The sequence below is a fragment of the Arthrobacter sp. P1_C12_2 genome (assembly GCF_056406415.1).
The window spans coordinates 45,627-71,168 of the sequence record NZ_JBFUAF010000011.1 but is presented as its reverse complement, the minus strand read 5'-3'; the positions used below and the strand labels follow the sequence as shown (position 1 = coordinate 71,168).

At 68.1% G+C, this 25,542-nt stretch carries 19 protein-coding genes; 11 read left to right on the top strand and 8 right to left on the bottom strand.

What is annotated here, in order from left to right; genetic code table 11:
- Window positions 1-17: 17 nt before the first annotated feature.
- Window positions 18-1,514, bottom strand: coding sequence for an amino acid permease (locus AC1DZQ_RS13225; RefSeq protein WP_476963956.1), 1,497 nt, complete (start codon window positions 1,512-1,514; stop codon window positions 18-20).
- Window positions 1,515-1,767: 253 nt separating this feature from the next.
- Here AC1DZQ_RS13225 and AC1DZQ_RS13220 point away from each other — a divergent pair, with 253 nt between their 5' ends.
- Genes AC1DZQ_RS13220 through AC1DZQ_RS13210 form a run of 3 tightly spaced genes read left to right on the top strand, consistent with a single transcriptional unit; the run spans window position 1,768 to window position 3,391 of the window.
- Complete coding sequence (locus tag AC1DZQ_RS13220) at window positions 1,768-2,196, top strand: hypothetical protein (RefSeq protein ID WP_476963955.1); 429 nt, start codon at window positions 1,768-1,770, stop codon at window positions 2,194-2,196.
- A complete protein-coding gene (locus AC1DZQ_RS13215) occupies window positions 2,190-2,423 on the top strand; it encodes a helix-turn-helix transcriptional regulator (protein WP_476963954.1) in 234 nt (77 codons plus the stop codon). Before AC1DZQ_RS13220 ends, AC1DZQ_RS13215 begins: the two co-directional genes overlap by 7 nt.
- On the top strand, window positions 2,420-3,391 hold the full coding sequence (locus tag AC1DZQ_RS13210; protein WP_476963953.1) for an NAD(P)-dependent alcohol dehydrogenase: 972 nt from the start codon (window positions 2,420-2,422) through the stop codon (window positions 3,389-3,391). Before AC1DZQ_RS13215 ends, AC1DZQ_RS13210 begins: the two co-directional genes overlap by 4 nt.
- A gap of 47 nt (window positions 3,392-3,438) precedes the next feature.
- Here the strand turns inward: AC1DZQ_RS13210 and AC1DZQ_RS13205 are convergent, their stop codons facing one another.
- From AC1DZQ_RS13205 to AC1DZQ_RS13195, 3 genes are all read right to left on the bottom strand, one after another.
- Window positions 3,439-3,879, bottom strand: a complete 441-nt coding sequence (locus AC1DZQ_RS13205; protein WP_476963952.1) for a protein-tyrosine phosphatase family protein — start codon at window positions 3,877-3,879, stop codon at window positions 3,439-3,441.
- A gap of 133 nt (window positions 3,880-4,012) precedes the next feature.
- Window positions 4,013-4,930, bottom strand: coding sequence for an SDR family oxidoreductase (locus AC1DZQ_RS13200; RefSeq protein WP_476963951.1), 918 nt, complete (start codon window positions 4,928-4,930; stop codon window positions 4,013-4,015).
- Between the two features lie 63 nt (window positions 4,931-4,993).
- Window positions 4,994-5,908 carry an alpha/beta fold hydrolase gene (locus AC1DZQ_RS13195; protein ID WP_476963950.1) on the bottom strand — a complete coding sequence of 305 codons (915 nt, stop codon included), beginning with the start codon at window positions 5,906-5,908 and terminating at the stop codon, window positions 4,994-4,996.
- A gap of 392 nt (window positions 5,909-6,300) precedes the next feature.
- Here AC1DZQ_RS13195 and AC1DZQ_RS13190 point away from each other — a divergent pair, with 392 nt between their 5' ends.
- The 4 genes from AC1DZQ_RS13190 to AC1DZQ_RS13175 all read left to right on the top strand — a co-directional run bounded on the left by AC1DZQ_RS13190 (window position 6,301) and on the right by AC1DZQ_RS13175 (window position 11,300).
- Window positions 6,301-7,230, top strand: coding sequence for an IclR family transcriptional regulator (locus AC1DZQ_RS13190; RefSeq protein WP_476963949.1), 930 nt, complete (start codon window positions 6,301-6,303; stop codon window positions 7,228-7,230).
- Between the two features lie 271 nt (window positions 7,231-7,501).
- Entirely contained in the window at window positions 7,502-9,199 is a 1,698-nt protein-coding gene (gene hutU / locus AC1DZQ_RS13185) for a urocanate hydratase (protein ID WP_476963948.1), read from the top strand.
- Between the two features lie 119 nt (window positions 9,200-9,318).
- Window positions 9,319-10,911: a histidine ammonia-lyase gene (hutH, locus tag AC1DZQ_RS13180; protein WP_476963947.1), complete on the top strand. Its 1,593-nt coding sequence runs from the start codon at window positions 9,319-9,321 to the stop codon at window positions 10,909-10,911.
- 152 nt (window positions 10,912-11,063) lie between these two features.
- Window positions 11,064-11,300 carry a hypothetical protein gene (locus tag AC1DZQ_RS13175; protein WP_018774814.1) on the top strand — a complete coding sequence of 79 codons (237 nt, stop codon included), beginning with the start codon at window positions 11,064-11,066 and terminating at the stop codon, window positions 11,298-11,300.
- A 100-nt stretch (window positions 11,301-11,400) separates the two neighbouring features.
- Here AC1DZQ_RS13175 and AC1DZQ_RS13170 read toward each other — a convergent pair whose 3' ends face one another.
- The 3 genes from AC1DZQ_RS13170 to AC1DZQ_RS13160 form a co-directional block, all read right to left on the bottom strand.
- Window positions 11,401-16,242, bottom strand: a complete 4,842-nt coding sequence (locus AC1DZQ_RS13170; RefSeq protein WP_476963946.1) for an NAD-glutamate dehydrogenase — start codon at window positions 16,240-16,242, stop codon at window positions 11,401-11,403.
- A 134-nt stretch (window positions 16,243-16,376) separates the two neighbouring features.
- A complete protein-coding gene (gene hutG, locus AC1DZQ_RS13165; RefSeq protein WP_476963945.1) occupies window positions 16,377-17,336 on the bottom strand; it encodes a formimidoylglutamase in 960 nt (319 codons plus the stop codon).
- Window positions 17,337-17,519: 183 nt separating this feature from the next.
- On the bottom strand, window positions 17,520-18,962 hold the full coding sequence (locus AC1DZQ_RS13160) for an NCS2 family permease (protein ID WP_476964040.1): 1,443 nt from the start codon (window positions 18,960-18,962) through the stop codon (window positions 17,520-17,522).
- A gap of 121 nt (window positions 18,963-19,083) precedes the next feature.
- Between AC1DZQ_RS13160 and AC1DZQ_RS13155 the strand changes: the two genes are divergently transcribed.
- Window positions 19,084-19,677 (top strand): copper resistance CopC family protein, encoded by a 594-nt coding sequence (locus tag AC1DZQ_RS13155; protein WP_476963944.1) that lies wholly within the window; start codon window positions 19,084-19,086, stop codon window positions 19,675-19,677.
- Window positions 19,678-19,705: 28 nt separating this feature from the next.
- Here AC1DZQ_RS13155 and AC1DZQ_RS13150 read toward each other — a convergent pair whose 3' ends face one another.
- Window positions 19,706-20,335 (bottom strand): FAD-binding protein, encoded by a 630-nt coding sequence (locus tag AC1DZQ_RS13150; protein WP_476964039.1) that lies wholly within the window; start codon window positions 20,333-20,335, stop codon window positions 19,706-19,708.
- Between the two features lie 470 nt (window positions 20,336-20,805).
- Here AC1DZQ_RS13150 and AC1DZQ_RS13145 point away from each other — a divergent pair, with 470 nt between their 5' ends.
- The 3 genes from AC1DZQ_RS13145 to AC1DZQ_RS13135 all read left to right on the top strand — a co-directional run bounded on the left by AC1DZQ_RS13145 (window position 20,806) and on the right by AC1DZQ_RS13135 (window position 25,509).
- Window positions 20,806-21,843 carry a universal stress protein gene (locus AC1DZQ_RS13145; protein WP_476963943.1) on the top strand — a complete coding sequence of 346 codons (1,038 nt, stop codon included), beginning with the start codon at window positions 20,806-20,808 and terminating at the stop codon, window positions 21,841-21,843.
- A 42-nt stretch (window positions 21,844-21,885) separates the two neighbouring features.
- On the top strand, window positions 21,886-24,648 hold the full coding sequence (locus tag AC1DZQ_RS13140; RefSeq protein ID WP_476963942.1) for a PEP/pyruvate-binding domain-containing protein: 2,763 nt from the start codon (window positions 21,886-21,888) through the stop codon (window positions 24,646-24,648).
- A gap of 78 nt (window positions 24,649-24,726) precedes the next feature.
- The gene (locus AC1DZQ_RS13135; protein ID WP_476963941.1) at window positions 24,727-25,509 is read left to right on the top strand and encodes a hypothetical protein; all 783 of its coding nucleotides are present in this window, start codon (window positions 24,727-24,729) and stop codon (window positions 25,507-25,509) included.
- Window positions 25,510-25,542 lie beyond the last annotated feature (33 nt).

Here is a 25,542-nt window from a genome sequence, read left to right as displayed (position 1 = left end):
GGGAGGTTGAAGCACCGTTACCGCCCGGCGGGAACCTGCGGCAGCTGGGCCGTTTCGTCGACGAGTTCCGCCCTTGCCCGGCCGTGGCCGCGGACCCAGAGCCGGTAGGCAATTACCAGGACGCCGAGCCAGACGGCACCCACGTACAGCGCCACGCGGGTGTCCTCGAAGACGCCCAGAATCACGATCACAAGGGCCATGAACGCGATGGTCAGTACGGAAGCGGCGGGCCACCACGGTGAGGGGAACTCCGACGCCGGCAGACCCTTGCGGGCGATCTCGCGCTTCATGGCGACATGGGAGGCCAGGATCATGGCCCAGACCCACACGGTGGCGAAGGTGGCGATCGAGGCGATCAGCAGGAAGACGTCCTCCGGGATCACGGCGTTCAGCACCACTCCCACCAGCAGGATGCCGGTCATCATCACCACGGTCATCCACGGCACGCCGTGACGGGACACCTTGCCGAAGCTCGCCGGGGCGTGGCCCTGCCGGGCCAGGCCGAAGAGGATCCGACCGGCGCCGAAGATGTCGCTGTTGACGGCCGAGAGCGCCGCCGTGATCACGACGGCGTTGAGGATGTGGGGCGCGGCCGGGATGCCCAGGCCGCTGAAGATCTGCACGAAGGGGCTGCCGTTGCTGCCAATTTCGTCCCACGGGAACAGGCTCATCAGCACGCCGAGGGTCAGCACATAGAACAGCAGGACCCGGACGGGAACGGTGTTGACGGCCTTGGGGATGACCTTTTTCGGATCGGCGGCCTCGCCGGCGGTGATGCCGAGGGTCTCCACGCCGCCAAACGCGAACATCACCACGGCAAAGGAGGCCAGGAGCCCCTCGAACCCGTTGGGGAACAGGCCCCCGTGGTCCACGAGGTTGCCAAGCCCCGGCGCCACGGTGGCGCCGCCGGCCTGGAAGCCGAAGACGATGATCGCCGCCCCGCCCGCGATCATGGCGATGATGGCCGCCACCTTGATCAGGGAGAACCAGAATTCCAGCTCGCCGAAGACCTTGACACTGAGCAGGTTCAGGGCCGCCAGGAAGAAGATGATGGCCAGGATCCAGACCCAGCGCTCCACCTCGGGGAACCAGAACCCCATGTAGATGCTGAACGCCGTGACATCCGCGATGGCCACGATCGCCATCTCGAAGACATAGGTCCAGCCGGTCACGAACCCGGCCAGCGGACCCAGGTAGCGGCTCGCGTACTGGCCGAAGGACCCGGACACCGGATGCCGCACCGCCATCTCGCCCAAGGCGCGCATCACCATGAAGACCGCGGCGCCGCCGATCATGTAGGCCAGCAAGACGGCGGGCCCGGCCTTCTGGATGGCGGAGGCGGAACCGTAGAACAGGCCCGTGCCGATCGCCGAGCCCAGCGCCATGAAGCGGATGTGGCGGACGTTGAGTCCCCGGCTGAGTACGGAGTCGACGGCTGCGCCGACGGCGGTGGCGGCGCTGCCGGTGCCTGTTTCGTCAGGTGCCGGCTTCGTGGCGGTTTGGGCTTGTTGCATGCGAATACCTTCTCGTCATTGGGAGGGGGATCGCCATCCAGCAGACCATGTCCGGCCTTGCTGTGAGGAGTCTCACCGGAACTTCGTGTCTTTGATTTCAGACTGTGCGGCAGCCGCGGCACGGGCGTCGCCGGCCGCCGCCGTCGAACCCCACCGGGTGCTGAGTCGAAAACTCTTGACACCATGTCAGGTTTTCTTTACTTTTGGGATGTCAGGTTTGTTTTACATTGCCTTGGGTGCGCGGGAGCGGCAGATGTCATTTGAAGAAAAGAGCGCCTGGATCATGGGGGTGCTCGCGGCCGCAACCTACGCCGTGTACCTCGCCGTCGTTTTTGGCCTGGCCGGCACCATGCCGCTCGCGGACGTGCCGTATGTGGCGCCGCTGCTGTGGACGGTCGCCGCCTCGATCGGTCTTTCGATCGTGCTCCACCTGGTGATCCGGGCCCTGTCCGCCAAGGACGCCGGCATGAAAGACCAGCGGGACAAGGAGATCTACCGCTTCGGCGAGTACATCGGCCAGTCCTTCCTGGTCGTCGGGGCCGTGACGGCGCTCATCCTGGCCATGGCCGAACTCGACCACTTCTGGATCGCCAACGTCATCTATCTGGCCTTCGTCCTGTCCGCGATCCTGGGGTCTGTGGCCAAGGTGGTCGCCTACCGCAAAGGCTTCCAGCCGTGGTGAAGCCGACCCGGGTCACGAACTCGATCCGGCGCCTGCGCTTCGAAAACGGCGAGCTGACCCAGGCGGAGCTCGCCGACCGCATCGGCGTGACCCGCCAGACGGTCATCGCGATCGAGCAGGGCCGCTACTCGCCGTCGCTTGAGCTGGCGTTCCAGATTGCCCACGTGCTCAAAGTTCCGCTCGACGACGTCTTCCAGTACCCCGACTTTGAAGGAGAAGCACCATGAAAGCGATCATTCAGGATGTTTACGGTTCCGTTGAGGTGCTGGAACTGCGCGACGTCGACGCCCCCGTGCCCGGCGATGACGACGTGCTGATCGGGGTGCGGGCCGCCGGCGTCGACCAGGGCGTCTGGCACCTCATGACGGGCCTTCCCTACCTGACCCGCGTGGTCGGCTACGGGCTCAGGAAACCGAAGACCCGCATCCGGGGCCGGGCCGTGGCGGGCCGGGTGGAGGCAGTCGGCCGGAATGTTGTCGGATTTCGGACCGGGGATGAGGTGTACGGCACCTGCGAGGGATCCTTCGCCGAATACGCATGCGCGAAGGAAAGCCGGCTCGCGCTGAAGCCGAAGAACCTCAGCTTCGAGCAGGCCGCCGCCGTCCCGATCTCGGCCGTCACGGCCCTGCAAGCGCTCCGGGACGCCGGCCGGGTCCAGGCCGGGCAGGAGGTCCTCGTCATCGGCGCGGCCGGCGGGGTCGGCGCATACGCGGTACAGCTCGCCAAGGCATTCGGGGCGCAGGTGACGGGGGTGTGCAGCACCGCGAAAACCGAACTGGTCCGCTCGATCGGCGCGGACCATGTCATCGACTACAAGTATGACGACTTCGCGGACGGGGCCCGGCAATTCGACCTCATTGTCGACACCGCCGGCAACCGCCCGCTCACCGTCCTGCGGCGGGCGCTCAAGCCAAAGGGAACGCTCGCGATCGTCGGCGGGGAAGGCGGCGGGCGGCTGACGGGCGGATTTGAACGCTCGCTCGGCGCCGGACTGCTCTCCGTGTTTGTCGGTCAGCGGCTCACGGGCGTCATGTCCGCCGAGCGGGCGGAGGACCTCCGGTTCCTGACCGGGCTCATCGAGGCGGGCGCGGTGACGCCGGTCATCGGCAAGAGCTACGCCCTGGCGGACGCGCCGGCGGCAATCCGGGACCTGCGCGAGGGACACCTCCGCGGGAAGGCCGTCGTCACCATGTGAGCCCGGTTTGCCGGTTGGCCGGCGTCGCGGTTTTTGGGCGGAGCTGTCTAGGGTGTTCCGATCCGGAAGCGGGTCACGTACTGCCGCTGCCAAGGAGTTTCCACTGTCCGGCGCCGGTACTGGCGGCGGACGTAAGACACCGCCTGGCCGGGCGGGACTCCGTCCAGGATCGCGATGCAGGCCAGTGCGGTGCCGGTCCTGCCGATGCCGCGCCAGCAGGCCACTTCAACCCGTTCGGTCTCGGCCCGGCGCCAGACTTCCCGGAACGCCTCGAGGGCATCCGGCTGGTCGACCGGCAGCCGAAGGTCGGGCCAGGGCACCCATCGGGACTCCCACCCCACGGGCGGCGGCTGCTTGCCCAGCAGGTACACGCCGAACTCGGGAAACGGCCCGGCCGGAAGCGGGTAGTGCAGGCCGCGGCCACGAATGAGCCGGCCGGACGGAAGAGCCATGATGCCGTCCGCGGAAGCTTCCCACGTGTGCTTCATGAACCCGATCGTAGTCTTTCCCACCGCCGGTTGTCCGTGAGTCGGACCCACGGATGCGTGCCGGCGCCGAGCGGGCGCCGGCGGCCGGGGCCGCCGGCGCGGGCGATTGCCTGCCGGACCCGGAGGGCCAGGGTCAGCGGTATCCGGCGGCGTCGGCGTCGAGCCCTGCTTCCTGGACCTCAACGAGGTACCTCCAGCAGTCCGGCTGCGAGCCGTCAGTGTCGGTGAAGCCGTACTCGCGGGCCAGCGCGCCGGACGAAAATGAGCCGCCCGTGCGGCTGAGCACGTTGGGGTCCGCCGCCAGGGCCGCGACCGCACGCCCGACGAACAGCGGGCTTTCCGAGATCGCGGCAAAGTGCGGTTGCGTCCCGGCGGCCTCCCGCCAGTTTGCCTCGGTGACACCAAAGTGTTCGAGCATCATCTCGGAACGCATCCAGCCGGGCGTCAGCGCCACCGCCGCGCACCCGAACGACCTCAGCTCCTGCGCCTGGCTGAACGCCAGACGGAGCACCGCGGTCTTGACGAGGTCGTAAAACACGGAAACCCGGTAGTGCTGTGCGTTGTACTCGCGGGTGCCGTCGGTCATCTCCACCACCAGGCCGCCGGGGCGGCGGGTGAGCAGCGGCAGCGCGAAGTGGCTCGTGATGAGGTGGGTGTCCAAGCCGAGGTGGAGCATCTGCAGCCCGGCATTCAGATCGTGCGCCCAGAGCGGAGTGTTCCATTCGATGAAGTCCTCGCCGCCCCAGATGTCGTTGACAAGGATGTCCAGCCGGCCCTGCTCGGCGTCGATCCGCTGCACGAGGGCTGCCACCCCGGCGGCCTGGCGGTGATCGACCTCGACGGCGATTCCAGTGCCGCCCGCGGTGGTGACAAGCCCGGCCGTCTCCTCGATCGTCTCGGGCCGGTTGTAGTCGGAACGGTACCGGGAGGTCGTGCGCCCGGTGCAGTACACCACCGCTCCTGCCTCGCCGAGGGCGACGGCGGTGCCGCGGCCGGCGCCGCGCGTGGCCCCGGCAACGAGGGCGACCCTGCCCGACAGTGCTGCAACCATGCTTTCACTACCTTCCTCCGGGGAACCATCCCGGGACCAGGGAACTCATTGCCAGCGGACTCTTCATGTCGACCGCAGATCATCGAGCAGCCGTTGCAGGTACTCGGGCCGTTCGATATTGGCGAAGTGGCCGCAACCCGGAATCGTGACAAGCTGGGCGTGCGGGACTATTTCGGCCAGCCGGTTCAGGTCAGACGGAGGCGTGAACACATCGCTGTCCCCGCGCGTCGCGAGTACCGGGCAGCGGATTCCGCGCCACTGGCCAAAGTCGTAGTGCGCCGCGGCGCGGGCAGCCGCGGAGAAGCTGGCTGGCCGGGCGTCGTCGCCGAGCCCGCGGATCACCCCCGCCGATATGGCTGCGGGATCTGCGAAGAACGGGGACAACACCAGTCCCGTCACGGGTGTGCTGCCGACTGCACGGACCAGCGCCGGCGCTGCCGGACCCAGGGCGGCCACGGAGCGCATGAGCAGCAGCATGCCGACAAACGCCGGGAAGCTGGACAGGCTGTGTAAAGGCCGCCGGGCCGCCTCGGACACGCCGAATGTGGTGGCCGAAATGGTGGCGACGCTGGCCGTCCGCTCCGGCCAGGCCGCGGCAATGTGCAATGCCAGGAATCCTCCCATTGAGTGGCCCACCAGGTTCCATCGCCGGTACCCGAGTGAGTTCAAAACTTCGGTGACAACCTGTGCCATCGCCTCGATACTGAAATGTTCCAGCCGGGCGCCCTTCGTGGATTCGCCCCAGCCCGGCAGATCAATCAGCACGCGGTCATGAGCCGGCGCCCCGGAAAGTATCGGCGGGAAGGAAGTCCAGGATCCCGCGGCGCCGTGAAGGTAGACATCCGCTGTCCCGGGCGCGGGGCTCCGGCTTCCGGTGCCGTGCTGGACCCGCACCGTGCAGGAACCCAGTTCCGTCGGAAGGACGTGCCGCCGCAGCGTGGCCGCTCCATTGCGCCCGGGTTCGTGCTGAACGCTCATGGTCACTCCTGGTGCTAGCCTCTAAATCGTCTCTGAAACTGATTCGGAGCCGTACGGGTACCGGACCGCCCGCTACTGCCGCAACCGGCGGACTGCTGCCTCAACGGTAATCCGGTGTTTTGGCTCTGGGGAAGGGCCAAAAGGAACACCCAACGAGACTTGTTTGGATTTTTTGCACCACTGTCATTTGACTGAAAAGTCTCCTGTGCCAGCCACAGGCACGCGAGGCTTGCTCCCTCGCCTCGGACGTCGCATTAGGAGAAGTCTGCCGTCGACGTCGTTAGTGTCCGGAATCCCAGACATCGGTTGCTGTGGGAGACTGTCAGTTGTCCGGCGTCGGGCGCATGCTTAAGTACGGGATACCGGACACCGCCCGACCCTGAAGAGGATCCATGCCACCCACCAGCACCGCCGTGAGCACCGCCGCCGCGACTCCGCCAGCAGCCACCGCCGCGCCCGCAGCGCCTGACGCGCCCGTGGCCCAGTCCGCCGCGCACGCCGCCCAAGTCCCCGCGCCCAAAGCCGTCCAGAGGACTGCCGGCGCCAAGGTGGCGTCGAAGGTGCCGGCCGCCGAGAACACCCTGCGCATCCTCAAGTTGCTGGCCTCCCGGCGCGGGCCGATGGCGGCGTCGAACATTGCCACCGCGCTGGGACTGCCGCGCTCCAGCGTCTACCACCTGCTCGGGGTGATGGAGGCGAACGGCTTCGTGCTCCACCTGCACGAGGAGCAGCGCTACGGCCTGGGCATCAGCGCCTTCGAACTCAGCTCGGCCTATTCCCGGCAGGAGCCGTTGTCCCGGCTGGGCCGTCCGATGCTCGCCTCGCTCGTGGACGTGATCGGCGAAAGCGCGCACCTGGCAGTGCTGCACGGCCGCGACGTGCTCTACATCGTAGAGGAGCGGGCCAAGAACCGGCCGTCCCTGGTGACCGACGTCGGCGTCCGGCTGCCCAGCCATCTCACGGCCAGCGGCCGGGCCATCCTCGCCGCGCTGCCGAAATCCCAGGTGCGGGCGCTGTACCCGAACGCCGCCGCCTTCACGGCCCGGCACGAAACCGAATCGCCCATCATGAAGTACTCAGCGCTGTCCTCCCATCTGGACCAGGTCCGGCAGCGCGGCTACGCCACCGAGCACGGTGAGGTGACCCCCGGATTCGGCTCGATCGCCGCCGCCGTGACCGACCACGTGGGGTGGCCCACCGCCGCCGTCGCCGTGACTTTCCTTGAGGACAAGCTGCCCGCGGACCAGTGGCCGGCCCTGGCCGCCAGGGTCCAGAAGGTCGCCGACGAGCTCTCGGTCCGGATTCACGGCCGCCCCGCCTGACCCGGTTGCCCCCCACCCCTGCCCCCCAGTTGCGCTATCACTTATGGCTCCCATTCGCCCGTTTTAGCAACCCGGAGTGATAGCGCAACGGGGGAGGGGGAGGGTCTGGAATCCCGGACAGCTCCCCTTCGATGGGCCTGTTTCCACGGCCGCGAAGGGGCTTTAGTTGATATAGAACCTCATTGCTCCCGATACACCCCTCGCGATACACCCGGACACCAGTCCGCACAGACACCATCCAGCTACACGTCCAGCAACAAAGGAGACCCTCATGGCACCCGCCGATTTCACTACCGGTGCCCGCCCGGTCAAAGCAGCCCGCGGCACCGAGCTCACCGCCAAGAGCTGGCAGACGGAAGCCCCGCTGCGCATGCTCATGAACAACCTCGACCCCGAGGTCGCCGAGCGCCCCGATGACCTGGTGGTCTACGGCGGCACCGGCCGCGCCGTCCGGTCCTGGGCCGCGTTCGACGCGATCACCCGCACCCTGGAAACCATGGAAAAGGACGAGACCCTCTTGGTCCAGTCCGGCAAGCCGGTCGGCGTCTTCCGCACCAACGAATGGGCCCCGCGCGTGCTGCTGGCCAACTCCAACCTCGTCGGCGACTGGGCCAACTGGCCCGAGTTCCGCCGGCTCGAGGCCGAGGGCCTGATGATGTACGGCCAGATGACCGCCGGGTCCTGGATCTACATCGGCACCCAGGGCATCCTTCAGGGCACCTTCGAGACCTTCGCCGCGATCGCCCGCAGGCTCACCGGGGACGAGAACGGCACGCTCGCCGGCACCCTGACCCTCACCGGCGGCTGCGGCGGCATGGGCGGCGCCCAGCCGCTCGCCGTCACCCTGAACGACGGCGCCTGCCTGATTGTCGACGTCGACGAGACGCGCCTGCGCCGCCGGGTCGGCAAGCGCTACCTCGACGAGGTCGAAACGGATCTCGACACCGCGATCGCCAAGGTCCTCAAAGCCAAGGAAGAGCGCCGCGGCTGGTCCGTGGGCTACGTCGGCAACGCCGCCGAGGTCTTCCCCGAGATCCTGCGCCGCCACAACGCCGGCGAGCTCACCGTCGACATCGTCACGGACCAGACTTCCGCGCACGACCCGCTGAGCTACCTGCCCGAGGGCATCACGGTCGAGGAATGGCACGCCGAGGCCGCCGCCGATCCGGAGGGCTTCACCAAGAAGGCCCAGGCCTCGATGGCCAAGCACGTCCAGGCCATGGTCGAGTTCCAGGATGCCGGCGCCGAGGTCTTCGACTACGGCAACTCCATCCGCGACGAGGCCCGCAAGGGCGGCTACAACCGCGCCTTCGAATTCCCCGGCTTCGTCCCGGCCTACATTCGGCCGCTGTTCTGCGAGGGCCTTGGCCCGTTCCGCTGGGTTGCCCTCTCCGGTGACCCCGAGGACATCGCGGTCACGGACAAGGCCATCAAGGAGCTGTTCCCCGAGAACAAGCACCTGCACCGCTGGATCGACGCCGCCGCCGAACGCGTCGAGTTCGAGGGCCTGCCGGCCCGCATCTGCTGGCTCGGCTACGGCGAACGCGCCAAGGCCGGCCTGCTGTTCAACCAGCTCGTCAAGGAGGGCAAGGTCAAGGCGCCCATCGTGATCGGCCGCGACCACCTCGACTCCGGCTCCGTCGCGTCCCCGTACCGAGAAACCGAGGCCATGGCCGACGGCTCCGACGCGATCGCCGACTGGCCGCTGCTCAACGCCCTGCTCAACACCGCCTCCGGCGCCACCTGGGTCTCCCTCCACCACGGCGGCGGCGTCGGGATCGGCCGCTCCATCCACGCCGGCCAGGTTTCCGTCGCCGACGGCACCGACCTCGCCGCGGAAAAGCTCGCCCGCCTCCTCACCAACGACCCCGGCATGGGCGTCATCCGCCACGCCGACGCCGGCTACGACCGCGCCGTCGAGGTCGCCAAGGAACGCGGCGTCCGCATCCCCATGAACGAGTCCCGCTAACTAAGCTCGCGAAAACCTCGTCGATTGCTCCGTAAGTGCCGTTTTGAGCCTTGAAAAGGGCCATTACGGAGCAATCGGCGGGGGAGCCCGGCTCAACTATCAGATTTAGGTAGATATCAATGACTGTCACCACCCACTCACCGCTCACCGTCACCCTCGGCTCCAGCGGCGTCACCCCCGAGGACGTCGTCGCCGTCGCCCGCCACGACGCCCACGTCACCATCGCCCAGGACGCCCTCGACGCCGTCGCCAAGGTCCGCGCCCACATCGACGACCTCGCCCACAGCGAGGTCCCCGCCTACGGGATCTCCACCGGCTTCGGGGCGCTGGCCAACCGGCACATCCCCAACGAGCTGCGCACCCAGCTGCAGAAATCCCTGATCCGCAGCCACGCCGCCGGCATGGGCCCGGCCGTGGAACGCGAAGTGGTCCGCGGCATCATGTTCCTGCGCGCCAAGACCCTCGCCTCCGGCCGGACCGGCGTCCGCCCGGTGGTGCTGCAGACCATGGTGGATGTGCTCAACGCCGGCATCACCCCGGTGGTCCGCGAATTCGGCTCCCTCGGCTGCTCGGGCGACCTCGCGCCGCTGTCCCACTGCGCCCTGGTCCTGATGGGCGAAGGCGAAGCCACCGGCCCCGACGGGGAACTGTATGGCACCAAGGGCGGCCGCCCGGTCGCCGAACTCCTCGCCGCGCACGGCATCGAACCCGTCACCTTGGCCGAAAAGGAGGGCCTGGCCCTCGTCAACGGCACCGAGGGCATGCTCGGCATGCTGCTGATGGCCATCGCGGACATCCGCCAGCTGCTCACGACGGCGGACATCACCGCCGCGCTCAGCGTCGAGGCCCTGCTCGGCACTGACCAGGTGTTCCTGCCCGAGCTGCACGCAGCGCTGCGCCCGCACCCGGGCCAGGCCGCCGCCGCGGACAACATGCTCCGCGTGCTGTCCAACTCGCCGATCGTGGCCTCGCACCGGATCAATGACACCAAGGTCCAGGACGCCTACTCGCTGCGCTGCGCACCCCAGGTGGCCGGCGCCGTCCGCGACACCGTGGACCACGCTGCCATGGTGGCATCCCGCGAACTGGCCGCCGCGATCGACAACCCGGTGGTCCTGCCCGACGGCCGGGTCAGCTCCAACGGCAACTTCCACGGCGCCCCGGTGGCCTATGTGCTGGACTTCCTCGCGATCGCCGTCGCGGACCTGAGCTCCATCGCCGAGCGCCGGACCGACCGGATGCTGGACCCGGCCCGCTCGCACGGGCTGCCGGCCTTCCTGGCCTCGGACCCCGGCGTCGACTCGGGCCTCATGATCGCCCAGTACACGCAGGCCGGGCTGGTTTCGGACAACAAGCGGCTGGCCGTCCCGGCGTCGGTGGACTCGATCCCGAGCTCGGCGATGCAGGAGGACCATGTCTCCATGGGCTGGCACGCGGCCCGCAAGCTCCGCCGCGCGGTGGAGAACCTGCGCCGCGTCCTGGCGATCGAACTCGTGACCTCGGCCCGGGCACTGGACATCCGCACCCAGCTCTCCGGCGGCGAACTTACCCCGGGTCCTGCGGGCACGGCCGTGATCGCCGCGCTGCGCGACGTCGTCGACGGTCCGGGCACCGACCGGTTCCTGTCGCCCGAGCTTGAAGCGGCGGACGCCCTGGTGGCGTCGGGCAAGGTCCGGGCGGCGGCCGAATCCGCCGTCGGAAATCTCGCCTGAGAAGAAACAAAGTGCACTGCAGCTGAATAATTCCCGGCGTCCCCGAAATCTTTGGCGACACGGAAGGCGGGGGCCCGGGAACTGTAGTACAAATGGAAAGTCCACACCAACGAAGTTGTGGCCAAGAACACATACAAAGGGGTAAGAGTTCTATGAAAGCACGCGGCACGGTACTGTCCAGGCGCCTTGCATCCGCAGCTACGGTTTCCGACTGGAGCGGCCTCCGGGTCGGCGAACGGGTCGAAATCGTCAAGCACGCTCAGGTCATTGCGGCCGGTGAGGTCGAAGAAGTCTCAGTGAGCGGAAATGTGCTCTGGTTGGTCCCCGCCGGGCCGTCCGAGACACAGCTTTTCCTGCAGTCCGACGGCGTGCAGGTCCGCCGCAGCTAGGTTCAACAGTCCAGCAGAAAACCGGGGCTAATTCGCCGTTCCGCACCAGGGTGGTGTGGTTTTGCGAATTAGCCCCGTCTTTTTGTCTGCGCGGTGCTGCCTAGCGGCTGACCACGGCCCGCAACAGCTTGACCGCCACGGACAATGCGGCGATGTCCACAGGGCCCGGTTTGATGGCCTCCTTGATGGTTTCCTGGATCCTGCCGAGTTGTTCGATGTTTTCGCGCTCCCAGGCGACGATGCGCTCCACTGGATCGGCTCCGGGGGCGGAGGGGCGTGGAGTATTCCGCACGACAGCCTTCGTCATGCCGGCAAGGACCAAATACAAGTCGTCCCGAAGCGCCGCCCGCGCGAGGGCCTCCCAGTGCGTTTCCCGCGGCAACGCCGTGATGTGTTCAAGAATGGGGACCGCCGAGATCCGCTCGAAGACGGCAAAGTACACTTCGGCCACGGCGTCGACGGGCTCTTGGAGTTCTTCCGAGATGGCGGAGATGTCCAGAAGACCGTAGTTGACCAGGATCTCGGAGGCACGCACGCCCAATTCATGGGGCAGGCCGACGGCGTCGGTGTGGGCCAGCCGGATCACCGCATGCTGCAGATTCACGCCATGAAGGAAGCTGCTGAACTTTGGGCGCAGAACCGACATGGGCGGCTCGAGCCGGACCAGCGCATCGGCGATCGGCTTGTCCCGGAAATCGTGGTTGACATACCACCGTGTCGAGCGGTCCAGCAGGCGGCGCATGTCGAGTGCCACCGCACACCCGTGCTCGCTGGGGATGCTTGCCGGCAGCTGTGCGAGGGCTTCGGTGATTGAGTCAAAGTCCCAGATCTTGCGCATGACCACGAAGCCGCGGGCCACAGCGGCCGCCGACACCGTGGTCTCCTCCAGGGCCCTGAAGGCGAAGGCAATGCCCCCCAGATTGATCATGTCGTTGGCAATGACAGTGGCCACGATCTGCCGCCGCAGCGGATGTGTGGACAGCTCCTCGCCGAACCGCTCCGATAGCTGGCGCGGAAAGTAGTCGTGCAGCGTCTGGGAGAACCAGGGGTCATCGGCCAGTCCGCTGGATGTGAGCTCCCTGGCCAGCGCGATCTTGGCATACGCGGCCAGCACGGAGAGCTCCGGAGATGTCAGGCCCGCGCCGGTCTGCAGACGGGTGTGCAGTTGCTCTGTGCTTGGCAGGCACTCCAGGTTCCTGTCCAGATCCGTCACGGCCTCCAGCCAGTCCATGGTCCGCTCAAAGCTCGGGCTCCATTGAAGCACCAGCTGGCGGTCGTTGAGGAGGAGAACGTTCTGGTCCACATTGGTTTTCAAGACCAGGCGTCCGACTTCCGCCTGAAGGGAGTGCAGGAAGCCTGTCCTTTCGTCCGGGGACATCCGTCCCGCGGCGATCATCCGATCGAGGAAGATCTTGATGTTCACTTCGTGGTCCGAACAGTCCACGCCGGCGGAGTTGTCGATCGCATCGGTGTTCAGCAGGACCCCACCCAGTGCGGCCTCTATCCTGCCTCGCTGGGTGATGCCAAGGTTGCCGCCCTCGGCGATGATCCTGGTCCTCAGCTGAACGGCGTTGACACGGATGGGATCGTTGGCCTTGTCTCCCACGTCCGCGTGGGTCTCGGTGGAGGCCTTGACGTACGTGCCGATGCCTCCGTTGTAGAGCAGGTCCACAGGGGCCAGAAGGACGGCCTTGAGCAGCTCCGGTGGGCTCATCGCCGTCGTTCCCGGCTCCAGCCCCAGTGCAAGGCGTACTGCTTCGGTGATCTCGATCGACTTCTCCAGCCGGGAGAACACGCCGCCGCCCGCGCTGATTTTCGAGACGTCGTAGTCGGCCCAGGAGGAACGGGGAAGCCCGAACAGCCGCTGCCGCTCCGCATAGGAGGCGGCCGGATCGGGGGTTGGATCGAGGAAGATGTGCCGGTGGTCGAACGCCGCCACCAGCAGGATGTGGCGGGACAGCAGCATTCCGTTGCCGAACACGTCACCGCTCATGTCGCCAATGCCCACTACCGTGAAGTCCTCGGCCGTGGAGTCGATGAGCAGCTCGCGGAAATGGTGCCGGACCGACTCCCAGGCCCCGCGTGCCGTGATGCCCATCTGCTTGTGGTCATAGCCCACCGAACCGCCCGAGGCGAAGGCATCGCCGAGCCAGAATCCGTACTCGAGGGCCAAGGCGTTGGCGATGTCCGAGAACGCGGCCGTCCCCTTGTCGGCGGCAACAACCAGGTAGTAGTCATCGCCATCGTGCCGGACCACCCGCTCGGGCGGCACAACCAGCTCGGTGGACCGGTGGGCGCCGTCGAGGGATGTGAGCAGATTGTCGGTGATGTCCAGCATGCCGCGGATGAAGATCCGGTAGCTCTCCTTACCCTCCGCGAGCCACGCCGCCCGGTCTGAGGCGGCGTCGGGCAGCCGCTTCGGATAGAAACCACCCTTGGCACCCGTTGGCACGATCACAGCGTTCTTGACGGTCTGCGCTTTCACGAGGCCCAGGACCTCCGTCCGGAAGTCCTCCCGGCGGTCGGACCAGCGAAGCCCGCCGCGGGCAAGGGCGCCAAAGCGCAGATGCACCCCTTCAACCCGGGGCGAATAGACCCAGATTTCGTATTTTGGCCGGGGGGCAGGTGCGATCGGGACGCCCGAGAGATCGAGCTTGAAGCTGAGGTAGGGCTTGTTCAGGAAGTAATTGGTGCGCAGGGTGGCCTCGACAAGACTCGAGAAGGAACGCAGGAGCCGGTCGGCGTCCAGGACCGGCACGGCGTCAATGGCAGCCGTCAGCTCACTTCTGGCGGAGTCCATGTGGATGAGGCGGGTTGGCTGATCGAGATCCGGATCAAACTTTGCCTCGAACAGTGCTAGGAGTGCGCGCGTGGCCCGAACATTCGCCCGCAGCGTGTCCGCCATGAAGCCGTAGGAGTTGGTGGTCCCGAGTTGTTGGAGGTATTTCGCATAGCCGCGCAGGATGGCTGTCTGGCGCCATCCGATTCCTTCCCTGATGACCAGTGCGTCAAAGGTGTCGGACTCGATGTCTCCTCTCATGGCGGCGCAAAACGAGTCGGCAAGCAGCCCGCTGGTGCCCAGGGGGTCCACGCCAGAGGGGTATTTCAGCCCGAGGTCGTAGAGGAAGAACGTGCGGCCATCGGCACGCCGGACGTCGAAGGGCCGTTGGTCGAGCACCTCGAGTCCCAGGTTGTGGAAGAACGGCAGAATCTGGGTCAGGCTCTGCGGCCGTGTCAGGTAGAGGCGGATCCGGGCGTCCTCGGCCAGCACCGGAGTCCCCGGGCGTGCGTAGACAGAAAGCAGCGGGTCATCGCGGTTCCTGCCGTCCGGCCCGTCCAGGCTTTCGAATTTGATGATGTCCTCGACGGCGTCCTCCGCCCCGTAGTCAGCCTTATAGCTGGCCGGAAACGCCTGGGCCCACTGCACGGACAGCCGGGCGGCGTCGCCAGCGGGGAATCTGTGCTGCAGAGCCTCGTCCAAGCCCTCGGCCCATGACCTCGTGGCAGCAATGATGCGCAGCTCCAGTGCTGAGGCGTCGACGGCAGGCCGTCCTCCGCCCGGAAGCAGGATCCGGAAAAACACGCGGGCCATGGCCGATTCGCTGAGACGAAGTTCGAACTCGACGGCTTTCGAGTTGAAAGTCTCCCGCAGTTCCCGTTCGATGTTGAGCCTGACCGCCGTGCTGTAGCGGCTGCGGGGAAGGAATACCAGGGCGGACATGAAGCGTCCATAGGAATCGGGCCTGAGGAACAGCCGGGTGCTGTGGCGTTCCTGGAGGCGCAGGATTTCGCGCGCATGGCTGGCCAGCTCGTTTGCGTCGATGTGGAAGAGCTCGTCGCGCGGATAGGCCTCGATGACGGCCAGCAGTTCCTTGCCGGCATGGGACCCGGGCGGGGATCCGAAGCGGTCCAGTACCGAGGCCACCTTGTCCCGGATGACCGGGGTCTGTTGCACGGACCGGCTTGCAGCGCTGAGGGCGAAAAGGCCAACAAAGCACACTTCCCCGGCAGGGTTGCCGGCCCTGTCAAACCTCAGGAGGCTGACTTCGTCCAAGTAAGCGTCCCGGAGGACTGTGGAACGGATGCCTGCTTTCGTGAGGGCCAAGGCCGGACCCCGGGGCCCCGGCTTGGCGGAACCTTGCAGCGGCCGGCTCTGCTCCCGGTGCCGGAGGAGCCCGAGGCCGGGCCCCGGCTGCGCCGCGAGGACCGGCATCCCGTCGGCCACTATGTCATACCCGCGGTACCCGAGGAACACGAAGTTGCCGTCGTCCAGCCAGCGCAGCAAGTCCTTGGACTCCTGCGCTGTTACGTCCACTGCATCCGCAGCGGTGGCCGCAGCGGCATTGGCATCCAGGGCGGCAACTTCCTCGGCCACGTGCCGATGGATGGCTGCGGAATCCTCTGCGGCCGCCCGAACATCGGCCAGGACCGCCTGGAGATTGAGAATGAGCCGATCGGCGCTGGCCTGATCCGGCAGTCTGGCGATTTCGACGGCGATCCAGGCCTCCGTGCGGGGCAAATCTCCATTGGATTCAGGCGGCGACGGCATCGCGAAAGGCTCGTTCCCCACCGGCAAAGCAGTGCGCAACGGTACCGGCTGGATGTCCACGAGCTCGTTCGTCCCGCGGGCCCTGCCAACAGTGAAGGTGGGGTGGACCAGCGAGCGTATGGCGGTATTGTCACGGGCGAGTGCCGCCGTGATGGAGGGAAGTAGATACGGCATGTCCTCAGCCACGATTGCCACGACGCTGGCGTCGGTTTCACTCAGCACTCCGATGACGGACTGGCCCGGGCCCCGGGTTGCGGCCAGAGACCGATGGTATTCCGCACGGTTCCGGAGCGATTCAGCAGTGTAGTTCCGGATGTCGTCGTCGGCCACATGCTCGTAGTAGTCCGTCAGGAACGTGTCCTGGGCGTCGGCAGGGCCGGATTCTGGGGACATTGCGCTGCGCCTCCATCGCGCAAGGAGAGGCCGTGCTGCTGCGGTCGCCGAAACCTCGCGCCTATTTTCATGATGGCTGGCGCGGGGCAGGCAGTCCATCCCCGCGGGGCCGGAGCGACGCCTCCGGGCCCCGCCTACGCCAGCAGCGTATTGACCAGCCGTGCGGCCACTTTGGCGGTGCGGCCGTCGATATCAAACTCCGGGTTCAGCTCGGCGATATCCAGATGCAGGAGCTTCCCGCTCGCGGCCACCTGCCGGCACACGGCACTGATCACCGGCAGCGGGACACCATAGGCAGCAGGAGCGCTCACCCCCGGGGCCACAGAGGCCGGCAGCACGTCCAGATCGATGGTCAGGTACAACGCGTCCACCTGCGCCAGGAAGGCCGCCACAAACGCGTGCGCGGCCTCCGCCGAGCAGTCCTCGTCCAGCAGGTAGTCCACGCCGAGTTCCTTTGCCGTCCGGAACAGCGCCCGGGTGTTGTTCGGCTCGGAAATCCCGACGACGGCGTAGCGCAGTTCGCGGCCGGCGGCGGCTTCCGCGCGGGCCATCTGCAGGAACGGAGTGCCGGAGCTGGGCACGGGCTCATCGCGGAGGTCGAAGTGCGCGTCGAGGTTCAGCACCCCGACGCTCAGGCCCTCGCGCACGGCGGCTGACCCGGCCACGCCGAGATAGCTGGCAAAGGCGGTCTCATGGCCGCCGCCCAACACCACGGGAAGCTGGCCGGCGTCGAGCAGCCTGGTGATGGCGAGCCCGGCACGTGCCTGTCCTGCCTCCAGCGCGTCCCCGGCCACGGTGACGTCGCCGGCGTCGTGAACATCCCGCGAGAGGTGGAACGCGAGCGGGCCGAGGGCGGCCCGGATGGCGGCGGGGGCGGTCGCGGCGCCGGTGCGGCCCTTGTTGCGCCGCACCCCGGCGTCGCTGCCGAAGCCGAGGATGACGGCGGGGCGCGCATCAGGGGAACCCGCCGGAACGGTGCGGGGAGCGTAGGGGGTCACCGCCTGCCACCAGCGCCGATGCTCGTCGCCGTCGCCGTCGAACCGGCCGGTCCAGGGCTGGGACGGGACATCAACGGGGAGCGCGGGAGAAACCATGCCCCTAGCTCACCGCAGCCCGGGCCGGAAGACCAGCGGCGCCGCCGTCAGACTGTCCGGAATCCCGGAAACTGCTCTTAAACACCGCCGAGACGGCATTTCACGGCAATGTTTTCAGGAAACACTGCCGTGACCTGCCGTCTCGGCGGACGGGAGCGGACGGGATCGCGGGAAGAGCAGGCCCTAGTGCAACCCGAGGGCCGCCTCGATCGGACCGATCGCGAAGAACAGCAGGAAGGCCGCAGCCACGGCCCACATCAGCGGGTGCACCTCGCGGGCCCGGCCCTCGAACAGCCGGATCAGCACGAAAGTGATGAAGCCCGCGCCCAGGCCGTTGGCGATCGAGTAGGTGAACGGCATGAGGGTGAACGTCAGGAAGGCCGGGATCGCGATGCCCCAGTCCTGCCAGTCGATTTTGCCCACCTGCGAGACCATCATGAAGCCCACGATCACGAGCGCGGGGGCCACGGCCTCGAACGGCACGAGGTTGATCAGCGGGGTGAAGAACATCGCCACGAGGAACAGCAGACCGGTGACGACCGATGCCAGGCCGGTGCGTGCGCCTTCGCCGATGCCGGCACCGGACTCGACGTAGATCTGGTTCGAGGAGACGGAGGCGCCGCCGCCGATGATCGCGCCCAGGGCGTCGACCTGCAGCACGCGGTCGACGTCGGGGATGTTGCCGTCCTTGTCGATGGTGCCGGCCTCGGTGGCCAGGCCCACCATCGTGCCCATGGCATCGAAGAAGATGCTGAGCAGGATCACGAACGCCAGCAGCGTCGCCGCGACGAAGCCGAGGTGCTCAAAGGCGCCGAAGGGGTTGGCCTTGCCGATCAGGGACAGGTCCGGGGCCGCCCACTCGGAGAACTGCGGGGCCACGAGGGACCAGCCCTGCGGGTTGTGGTTCTTGCCGTCAAAGCTGGGCCCGATGTGCAGGATGGATTCGAGGATCACGGACAGGATTGTCGAGGCGACGATGCCGATCAGGATGGCGCCCTTGACCTTGCGGACCACCAGGGCGATGGTCAGGACCAGGCCGAAGACGAACACGAAGGTGGGCCAGCCCAGGAGCTTGCCGTCGAAACCCAGGCCGACCGGAACGATGGTGCCGGCGACATCCGGGATGCGGCGCACGAAGCCCGCGTTGACCAGACCGATCAGGGCGATGAACAGGCCGATGCCCACCACGATCGCGGTCTTCAGCCCCTCGGGAACGGCCTTGAACACAGCCGTCCGGAAACCGGTGAGGACCAGAATCAGCATGGTGATGCCCGAGAGCATCACCAGGCCCATCATGTCCGGCCAGCTAAGGCCCGGGTTCGTGGCCACCGTGACGGCGACGAACGCGTTGACGCCGAGCCCGGTGGCAAGTGCGAAGGGATGCTTGGCCCACGCGCCCATGAGGATTGTCAGGATGCCGGCCACGAACGCGGTTACGGCGGCGACGGCGGGGAAGCCCAGCGTCGCGCCCGTGGAGTCAGGCCCGGAGAGGATCAGCGGATTCAGCACCACGATGTAGCTCATGGCGAAGAACGTGGCGAACCCTCCGCGGATTTCGCGCGAGACGTTCGACCCCCGCTCGGATATCTTGAAATACCGGTCGAGTGCGGAGCCCTGCTTGAGCATTAGGTCTTGCATTAGTCCTCCGGGAGTGATGGGTGTTGCCTAAATCCTATTTGGCGCCCGGCGGCCAACCCTGCGTTTTCGCCTAGTCTGTAAGGAAGCCAACACTAGGAGTAGCCTGCCCATGCGCCTCATCCGACAGCTTCGCAGTGCCCTGCTGGGCGCCGTCGTCCTCGCGGCCGTCCTGCTCGGAGCCGTGAGCCCGGCGTCGGCGCACGATACCGCGGAGTCCACCAGCCCGGCCACCGGAGCAACCGTCGCGGCACCGCCGGAGCAGGTCTCGGTCACGTTCAACCACAATCCGCTCGCCCTGGGCTCGCAGATCCTGGTCAACGACGCCACGGGCGCCAACTGGTCGGACGGGCCGGTGCAGATCGTGGACAACGTCGCCGCGCAGAAGCTGAAGTCCGGCGCCCCTGCAGGGCAGTACACCGTGCACTGGCGGGTGGCCAGTTCCGACGGCCACCCGATCGAGGGCAGCTTCACCTTCACCGCGACGGCCGCTGCAGCGGGCACGACGGCGGCTGCCGCGGTCCCCACGATGGGCACCGCCCAACCCGGCACCACGCCGGCGGCCGCCCCTTCGCCGGCCGGGTCGGAGCAGTTTCCCTGGAGCGTCATGGTCTTCGTCGCCGTGGGGGTCGGCATCCTGGTGGCCCTGGGCCTGATGGCCAAACGCCGCCTCACACCGGACGAGGGCAACGACACCGAGGGCTGACCCAAGCCAGCGCGACGACCCCGCGTTGCTAGGCGGGGGCGGCCAGGGCAAAGCCGCCAGGCAGCAGCATGGGGACCCCGTTCGGGTGGACCTTGGCGGAGATCGCCTGTCCCACCACCTTGGCCTGGCGCAGGACTTCCTTGGGCGTCGGGGTAATAAGCTCGCCCACCCCCACGAGGTACATCCCGAGGGCATGCATCGCCGCCATGAGGTTCTGCCCGGCTGCCATGCCCAGGTCAGAGAGCATGCGGCGCAGCTGGCTGTGGGCGCAGCGGGTCAGGACAAGGTGATCGGCCAGAAGGACGCCGCCCGGGGTCTGGACGGCCCACTTCTCCGTAGGTAACCCCTCCGGACCGGTCTCGAGGAGATCCAGCTGCAGGGCACGGATGTTGTTCCGAACGTCGAGCTTGTGGCTTGCGGCGTAGTTGCGCAGGTGCCGCAGGATTTCGTTGCGCTCCCTCAGGCTGGCGGCGTCCGCCGCGTCGCAGCGCTGGAGGGAGGAGGTGTTGGCCGGATGGCCGGCACCCAGGAGGTCGAGCCCGTCCACAATGATGGATGCAACACCCCGGCGTTGGAGCTCGCTGGCTACAGCCAGGCCGGAGAGCCCCGTCCCGATCACTACGGCGGTGGTCCGCTCGATCCCGCCGTACAAAGGCATGCTCGACACTGCAGGGTACCTCCTTGAAATGGTGCCAGTCGCGGGGGAAACCCCGGACGCCAACCTAGCCTGGTTCCACAGCCCAGCGGCTGCTTTCTGAAATACCAGTCTCGGTTCAGCAATGCCTCGAAGGATACCTAAGATTCCCGCCCGTGGATAGAGGAGGTAGGACATTGGCTGTAGTCCCGGATTTCGGCGGTTTCCGTGCTCGGGATCCTGCGGAAACCGTCCCGAAGGCCCGGGATTCCGGGCTACGAAACGGCGTGTTAACTCTGCGTAAATCCTTCGGGCGCGGCCCGCCAGGGACGCCCGGCCGCCGTCTTGAATGTTCGCAATTAACCGAGAATAGTGAGGAAAAACAGGGGTTCTTGCGCGCAGATTCCGGGTCGTCTCGCCGGTGGACGCCGGGCGGCGGTACTTCTGGCAGAATAGCCGCAACATCAGGCAAGAATCGCGAGGAGGCGGACCCAATGGGCCGTGAACAGGTGCATCCGGACCCGGCATGGGAGACCGGTGGCGAGCCGGCGCCTCCCCGGGGAATCGTTGTGGGAGTGGATGGCTCGGACCACAGCCACTGCGCCCTGGTGTGGGCGGCTCGCGAGGCTGAGCGCCGTCGCCGCCCCCTGCACATCGTGACCGCCTATTCCGTTCCGATCTTCGCCGCTTCCGGGCTCGACGGCGGCTACGCCACGGTGGACGACTCCGTGATCCGCGAGGGCGCCGAGGCCATCCTCAAGCACGCCATGGACAAGATCGCGTTTTACAACATCGACGTCGACGCGTCCGTCGAAAACGGGGACGCGTCCGGCGTGCTGCTGGAGATCAGCGAAACCGCGGAGCTTCTGGTCTTCGGCACCCGCGGCCGGGGCGGCTTTGTGGGCCGGCTGCTCGGCTCCGTCAGCAGCGCGCTGCCCGCCCACTCGAAGTGCCCCACCGTGACTGTGCCGCTGATCTGCGCGGACCGCCTGGGCGAAACCACTGACGACAAGCATGTCCTCGCCGAACGGGCGAAGCTGGGCTACCAGCCGATCGAGAACGTCGTGGTGGTCGGCGTCGACGGCTCGGAGCAGGCCCGCGTCGCGGTGCTGGAGGCTGCAGCCCAAGCCGAGCGGCTCTCCGCCCGGCTGCGCGTTGTGTGCGCCGTGCCGCAGTACACCGGCTCGCTGGCGTGGGTGCCCACACCAATGGACCGGGATGCGCTGTTCGCCGACATCAAGGTCCAGCTCGACGCCGGCGTGGCCTGGCTGCGGAGCCACTTCCCGGCCCTGCAGGTGGAGACCCAGCTCCTGGACGGCTCGCCCGTCGACATCCTCGTCGACGCCAGCCGGCACGTGGAGCTCGTGGTGGTCGGCACCCGCGGGCGCGGCGGTTTCACCGGGATGCTGCTGGGCTCAACGTCCGACGGCGTCCTCCACCACTCCAAGGGTCCGGTCATGGTGGTGCCGGACCGCGACGACCCCCGGCTGGCGGACAGGGCCAGCTTCGGCCCGATGCTCGGCGACTCCTAGGATCCGGGGCCACGGACCCGGCGTCGGAGGGACGGTTTGCGAATGGAGCACCCCGGGACGCCGGACCCTGCCGAGGGCGGGCCGGTCCTGGCCCTTGAATGCCTTGGCCCGGACATGCTGGCCACGGTCGGCGGCAAGGCGGCCAACCTGGGCGAGCTGGCACGCGCCGGCCTTCCGGTACCCGCCGGCTTCTGCCTGACGACCCGGGCCTACCTGGACGCCACGGCGTCCCCGGCGCTTGCGGACGTGCACCGTTCCCTCGCCGCAACAGCCCCCGATGACCTTGCGGGGCTGGCTTCGCTCGCCGCGACGGCCCGCGCGCTGGTGCTCGACGCCGACGTCCCCGCCGGCACCGACGCCGCCGTGCGCGCCGCCTATGCGGCGCTGGGCACGGACACCGCAGTCGCGGTGCGGTCCTCCGCGACCGCCGAAGACCTGCCGTTCGCCAGTTTCGCCGGCCAGCAGGACACGTTCCTGAACGTGGTCGGCGCGGATGCCGTGCTGGCTGCCGTCCGCCGGTGCTGGGCCTCGCTGTGGACAGACCGCGCGGTGGCGTACCGGGCGGTGCAGGGGATCGAGCCCTCCGCGGTGTCCCTCGCCGTGGTCGTCCAGCGCATGGTGGACGCGGCCGTGGCCGGGGTGCTGTTCACGGCCAATCCCGTGACCGGCCGGCGGCACGAGGCCGTCATCGACGCCAGTCCGGGGCTGGGCGAGGCCGTGGTGTCCGGGGCGGTCAACCCTGACCACTTCGTGCTCGACGGCGCCACGGGACGGATCCTCGAGCGGCGAATTGGGGACAAGGGCATGCTCATCCGTCCCCTGCTCGGTGGCGGCACCGAGCGGGTGGCGCAACCGGACGCAGGATCGGCGCCCAGTCTGGACGATGCCCAGCTGGCCGCGCTTGAGCTCCTGGGCCGCCGCGCGGAGGTGCACTTCGGCTCCCCGCAGGACCTTGAATGGGCCATCGGCCGGGACGGTGCCGTGTGGCTGACGCAGTCCAGGCCCATCACCACGCTCTATCCGATGCCGGACAGGCCTCCCTCAGGGCCGGCGCCACGCGTCTATTTGTGCTTCAGCCTGGCCCAGGGGCTGACCAGGCCCCTCACTCCGATGGGCCTCGCCGGCATCCGGCTGATTGCGTCCGCGGTTGCGGGGGCGGCGCATTTCCCGGTGCCGGTGCCCCGTGACGGGCCCGCACCGTTCGCGGAGGCCGGTCAGCGTATCTTCTTCGATCTCACACCGGTGGTCCGGAGCCAGACCGGGCGCGCGATCGTCCCCCGGGTATTCGACGTCATGGAGGCGCGCTCGGCCGCCGTGCTGCGCAACCTTTTCGCTGATCCCAGGTTCTCCGTCACCACAAAATCGCCGTGGCCGCTCCTTCGCCACGTCGCCCCCGTGGCGGCGCGGGCGAAAGTCCCGGAGACCTTGATCCGCGGCCTCATCCGGCCCGAGGAGGCACTGCGCCGGGCCGACCGTGTGGGCGATCAGCTCCGGGCCGCACTAGCTGTGCCTGCCGGCGCCACCGCCACGCAGCGCCTGGACCATGTCGAGCGGATCCTCGGCCACGCTCTCTTTCCCGTGGTTCCCGCGATCATGCCGCTGCCCGCCCTGGGGTTCGCTTTGCTGGCCCTGGCCGGAAAACTCGCCGGGAACCCGGGGAACGGGACGCTGCAGGAAGTCCTGCGGGGCCTGCCCAACAACGTGACCACCGAAATGGACCTGGAGCTCTGGTCGCTGGCTACCGCCATCCGCAACGACCCGGCGTCCGCGGCGGTGTTCGGGGAAGCCACATTGCCCGAGATAGCCCGGAGGTACCGGGCGGCGGATCTTCCCGGCGTCGTGCAATCGGGGCTGTCGGAGTTCCTGGGCCGGTACGGCCACCGTGCCGTGGCGGAGATCGACGTCGGAATGCCCCGCTGGTCTGACGACCCGACCCACATCCTCGGGGTCCTGGCCAACTATCTGCGCATGGATGATCCTGCGCTCGCCCCGGACCGGCAGTTCGGCAAGGCGGCCCGCGAGGCGGAAGCGCAGGTAGCGCGGCTTGTGGCCGCGGCGGGGCAGCGCAGCCGCCTTCGCGGTGCACTCGTGCGGGCCGCGCTGCGGCGGACCCGGATGTTCGCCGGGCTGCGTGAGCTGCCCAAGTACCACCTCGTGGAAGCGCTCGGCGCCGTCCGGCAGCAGCTTGCGGCCGTCGGGGCCGAACTCGCTGCGGCCGGGGCCATCGATGCGGCTGACGATATCTTCTTCGTTGACCTAACCGACGCGCACCGGGGACTCGGCGGCGCCGCGCTGCAGGGGCTCGTGACGCAGCGCCGGGAAGCGTACGCGGCTGAACTGGGCCGCCGGCACATTCCCCGCGTGCTGCTCTCGGACGGCACCGAGCCCGAGGCCGTGCAGACCAACGCAGGGCTGACCGGCGCTGCTCAGTCTGGAGCCGGCGGACGGGGCCCGGCGGGTTCTGACGGCGGCGCGGGGCGGCTCTCCGGGACGCCGGCCTCGGCCGGCATCGTCACGGCCCGGGCACGTGTGATCCTGGACCCCGAGGGCGCGCACTTGGAACCGGGCGAGATCCTCGTGGCGCCGTCCACGGATCCGGGCTGGACGCCCTTGTTCCTGACGGCCGGCGGCCTCGTGATGGAAATGGGCGGGCCCAACTCCCACGGCGCCGTCGTCGCACGGGAATACGGGATCCCCGCCGTGGTGGGGGTCCCCGACGCGACGGCGAGGATCGCCACGGGCCACAGCATCACGGTCGACGGCGCCGCCGGCACCGTGACGCCGGCGACGCCGCCGGCACCGTGACGCCAGCCAGGTAGTGCCGGGCTGCAAGCGGCGGCGGGCGCCACACCATCCGGTCGGCCGGCTCGCTACAGTGGGGCCATGAGCGAAGTGCGCGGTTCCGAGGGCCAGGAGCCCGGGACCGCCAGAATGCCCGCGGCGGACGCCCCGGCGCCTGATACCCGGCCGCCCGAAAGCCCCGCGTCCGGAACACCCGGGACCGGAACACCCGCGCCCGCGGACCGGGACGCGTGGCTGCCGGCATGGCTCGTGGGGCATCCGTTGACGGCCGGCTGGGCGTGGACGGGATTCTGGGCAGCGCTGATCGTGGCCGACGAATTCCTGGATCTGGCCGGCTGGTCCTGGTATGTGCTGGTCGGCCTGGCCGCCCTGCCGACGCTGCTGGCAAGCCTGGCCCTGCTGCACGCCACCCCGCGCCGCTACCTGAAACCGCACCGGGACTCGGTCCTGGGCCACTTCTTTGTCCGCTTCCTTGCCCTGATCGCCGCCTTCCTCGTGTGGGGCGTATCCGTGGTCATGAGCGCCTCGATCTCAACCACGGTCCAGTCGCTCGTTGGCGAGTCCGAACGCGAGGTCACCGCGGTGGGCTTCAACCTCCTGCTGGCCGGGATCCCGCTGGTGGTCTCCGTGCTGTGGCTGGCCTTCATCATCCGCTGCGCCTGGTTCCTGCGCAGGCTCCGGGGCTGGAAACAAACACCGGAACCCGGCACCGTGCCCAAGAAGTTCCTCCGGGACAGGCCGCGGATAAGGCGGGTGGTGGTGGGCCTGGCCCATCCCGGGCTGCTGCTCGTGGCGGGCCTGGGCACCTCGGTGCTTGCGCTCCTGCTCGGCTCAGTGGAGCTCACCTTGAATGTCCTCAAGTAGGATAACCGGGCTGCCGGGGCCAGGCGTACTGTT

Bases quoted from the DNA above. Each gene is read 5' to 3' on its own strand.
- AC1DZQ_RS13170 (WP_476963946.1), bottom strand. From the start codon at position 16,242: ATGTCCCCAGAATCCGGCCCTGCCGACGCCCAGGACACGTTCCTGACG.
- AC1DZQ_RS13160 (WP_476964040.1), bottom strand. From the start codon at position 18,962: ATGCTCAAGCAGGGCTCCGCACTCGACCGGTATTTCAAGATATCCGAG.
- AC1DZQ_RS13195 (WP_476963950.1), bottom strand. From the start codon at position 5,908: ATGAGCGTTCAGCACGAACCCGGGCGCAATGGAGCGGCCACGCTGCGG.
- hutH (WP_476963947.1), top strand. From the start codon at position 9,319: ATGACTGTCACCACCCACTCACCGCTCACCGTCACCCTCGGCTCCAGC.
- AC1DZQ_RS13140 (WP_476963942.1), top strand. From the start codon at position 21,886: ATGGAGCACCCCGGGACGCCGGACCCTGCCGAGGGCGGGCCGGTCCTG.
- AC1DZQ_RS13225 (WP_476963956.1), bottom strand. From the start codon at position 1,514: ATGCAACAAGCCCAAACCGCCACGAAGCCGGCACCTGACGAAACAGGC.
- hutU (WP_476963948.1), top strand. From the start codon at position 7,502: ATGGCACCCGCCGATTTCACTACCGGTGCCCGCCCGGTCAAAGCAGCC.
- AC1DZQ_RS13205 (WP_476963952.1), bottom strand. From the start codon at position 3,879: ATGAAGCACACGTGGGAAGCTTCCGCGGACGGCATCATGGCTCTTCCG.
- AC1DZQ_RS13150 (WP_476964039.1), bottom strand. From the start codon at position 20,335: ATGCCTTTGTACGGCGGGATCGAGCGGACCACCGCCGTAGTGATCGGG.
- AC1DZQ_RS13190 (WP_476963949.1), top strand. From the start codon at position 6,301: ATGCCACCCACCAGCACCGCCGTGAGCACCGCCGCCGCGACTCCGCCA.
- AC1DZQ_RS13220 (WP_476963955.1), top strand. From the start codon at position 1,768: ATGTCATTTGAAGAAAAGAGCGCCTGGATCATGGGGGTGCTCGCGGCC.
- hutG (WP_476963945.1), bottom strand. From the start codon at position 17,336: ATGGTTTCTCCCGCGCTCCCCGTTGATGTCCCGTCCCAGCCCTGGACC.
- AC1DZQ_RS13200 (WP_476963951.1), bottom strand. From the start codon at position 4,930: ATGGTTGCAGCACTGTCGGGCAGGGTCGCCCTCGTTGCCGGGGCCACG.
- AC1DZQ_RS13210 (WP_476963953.1), top strand. From the start codon at position 2,420: ATGAAAGCGATCATTCAGGATGTTTACGGTTCCGTTGAGGTGCTGGAA.
- AC1DZQ_RS13135 (WP_476963941.1), top strand. From the start codon at position 24,727: ATGAGCGAAGTGCGCGGTTCCGAGGGCCAGGAGCCCGGGACCGCCAGA.
- AC1DZQ_RS13175 (WP_018774814.1), top strand. From the start codon at position 11,064: ATGAAAGCACGCGGCACGGTACTGTCCAGGCGCCTTGCATCCGCAGCT.
- AC1DZQ_RS13145 (WP_476963943.1), top strand. From the start codon at position 20,806: ATGGGCCGTGAACAGGTGCATCCGGACCCGGCATGGGAGACCGGTGGC.
- AC1DZQ_RS13155 (WP_476963944.1), top strand. From the start codon at position 19,084: ATGCGCCTCATCCGACAGCTTCGCAGTGCCCTGCTGGGCGCCGTCGTC.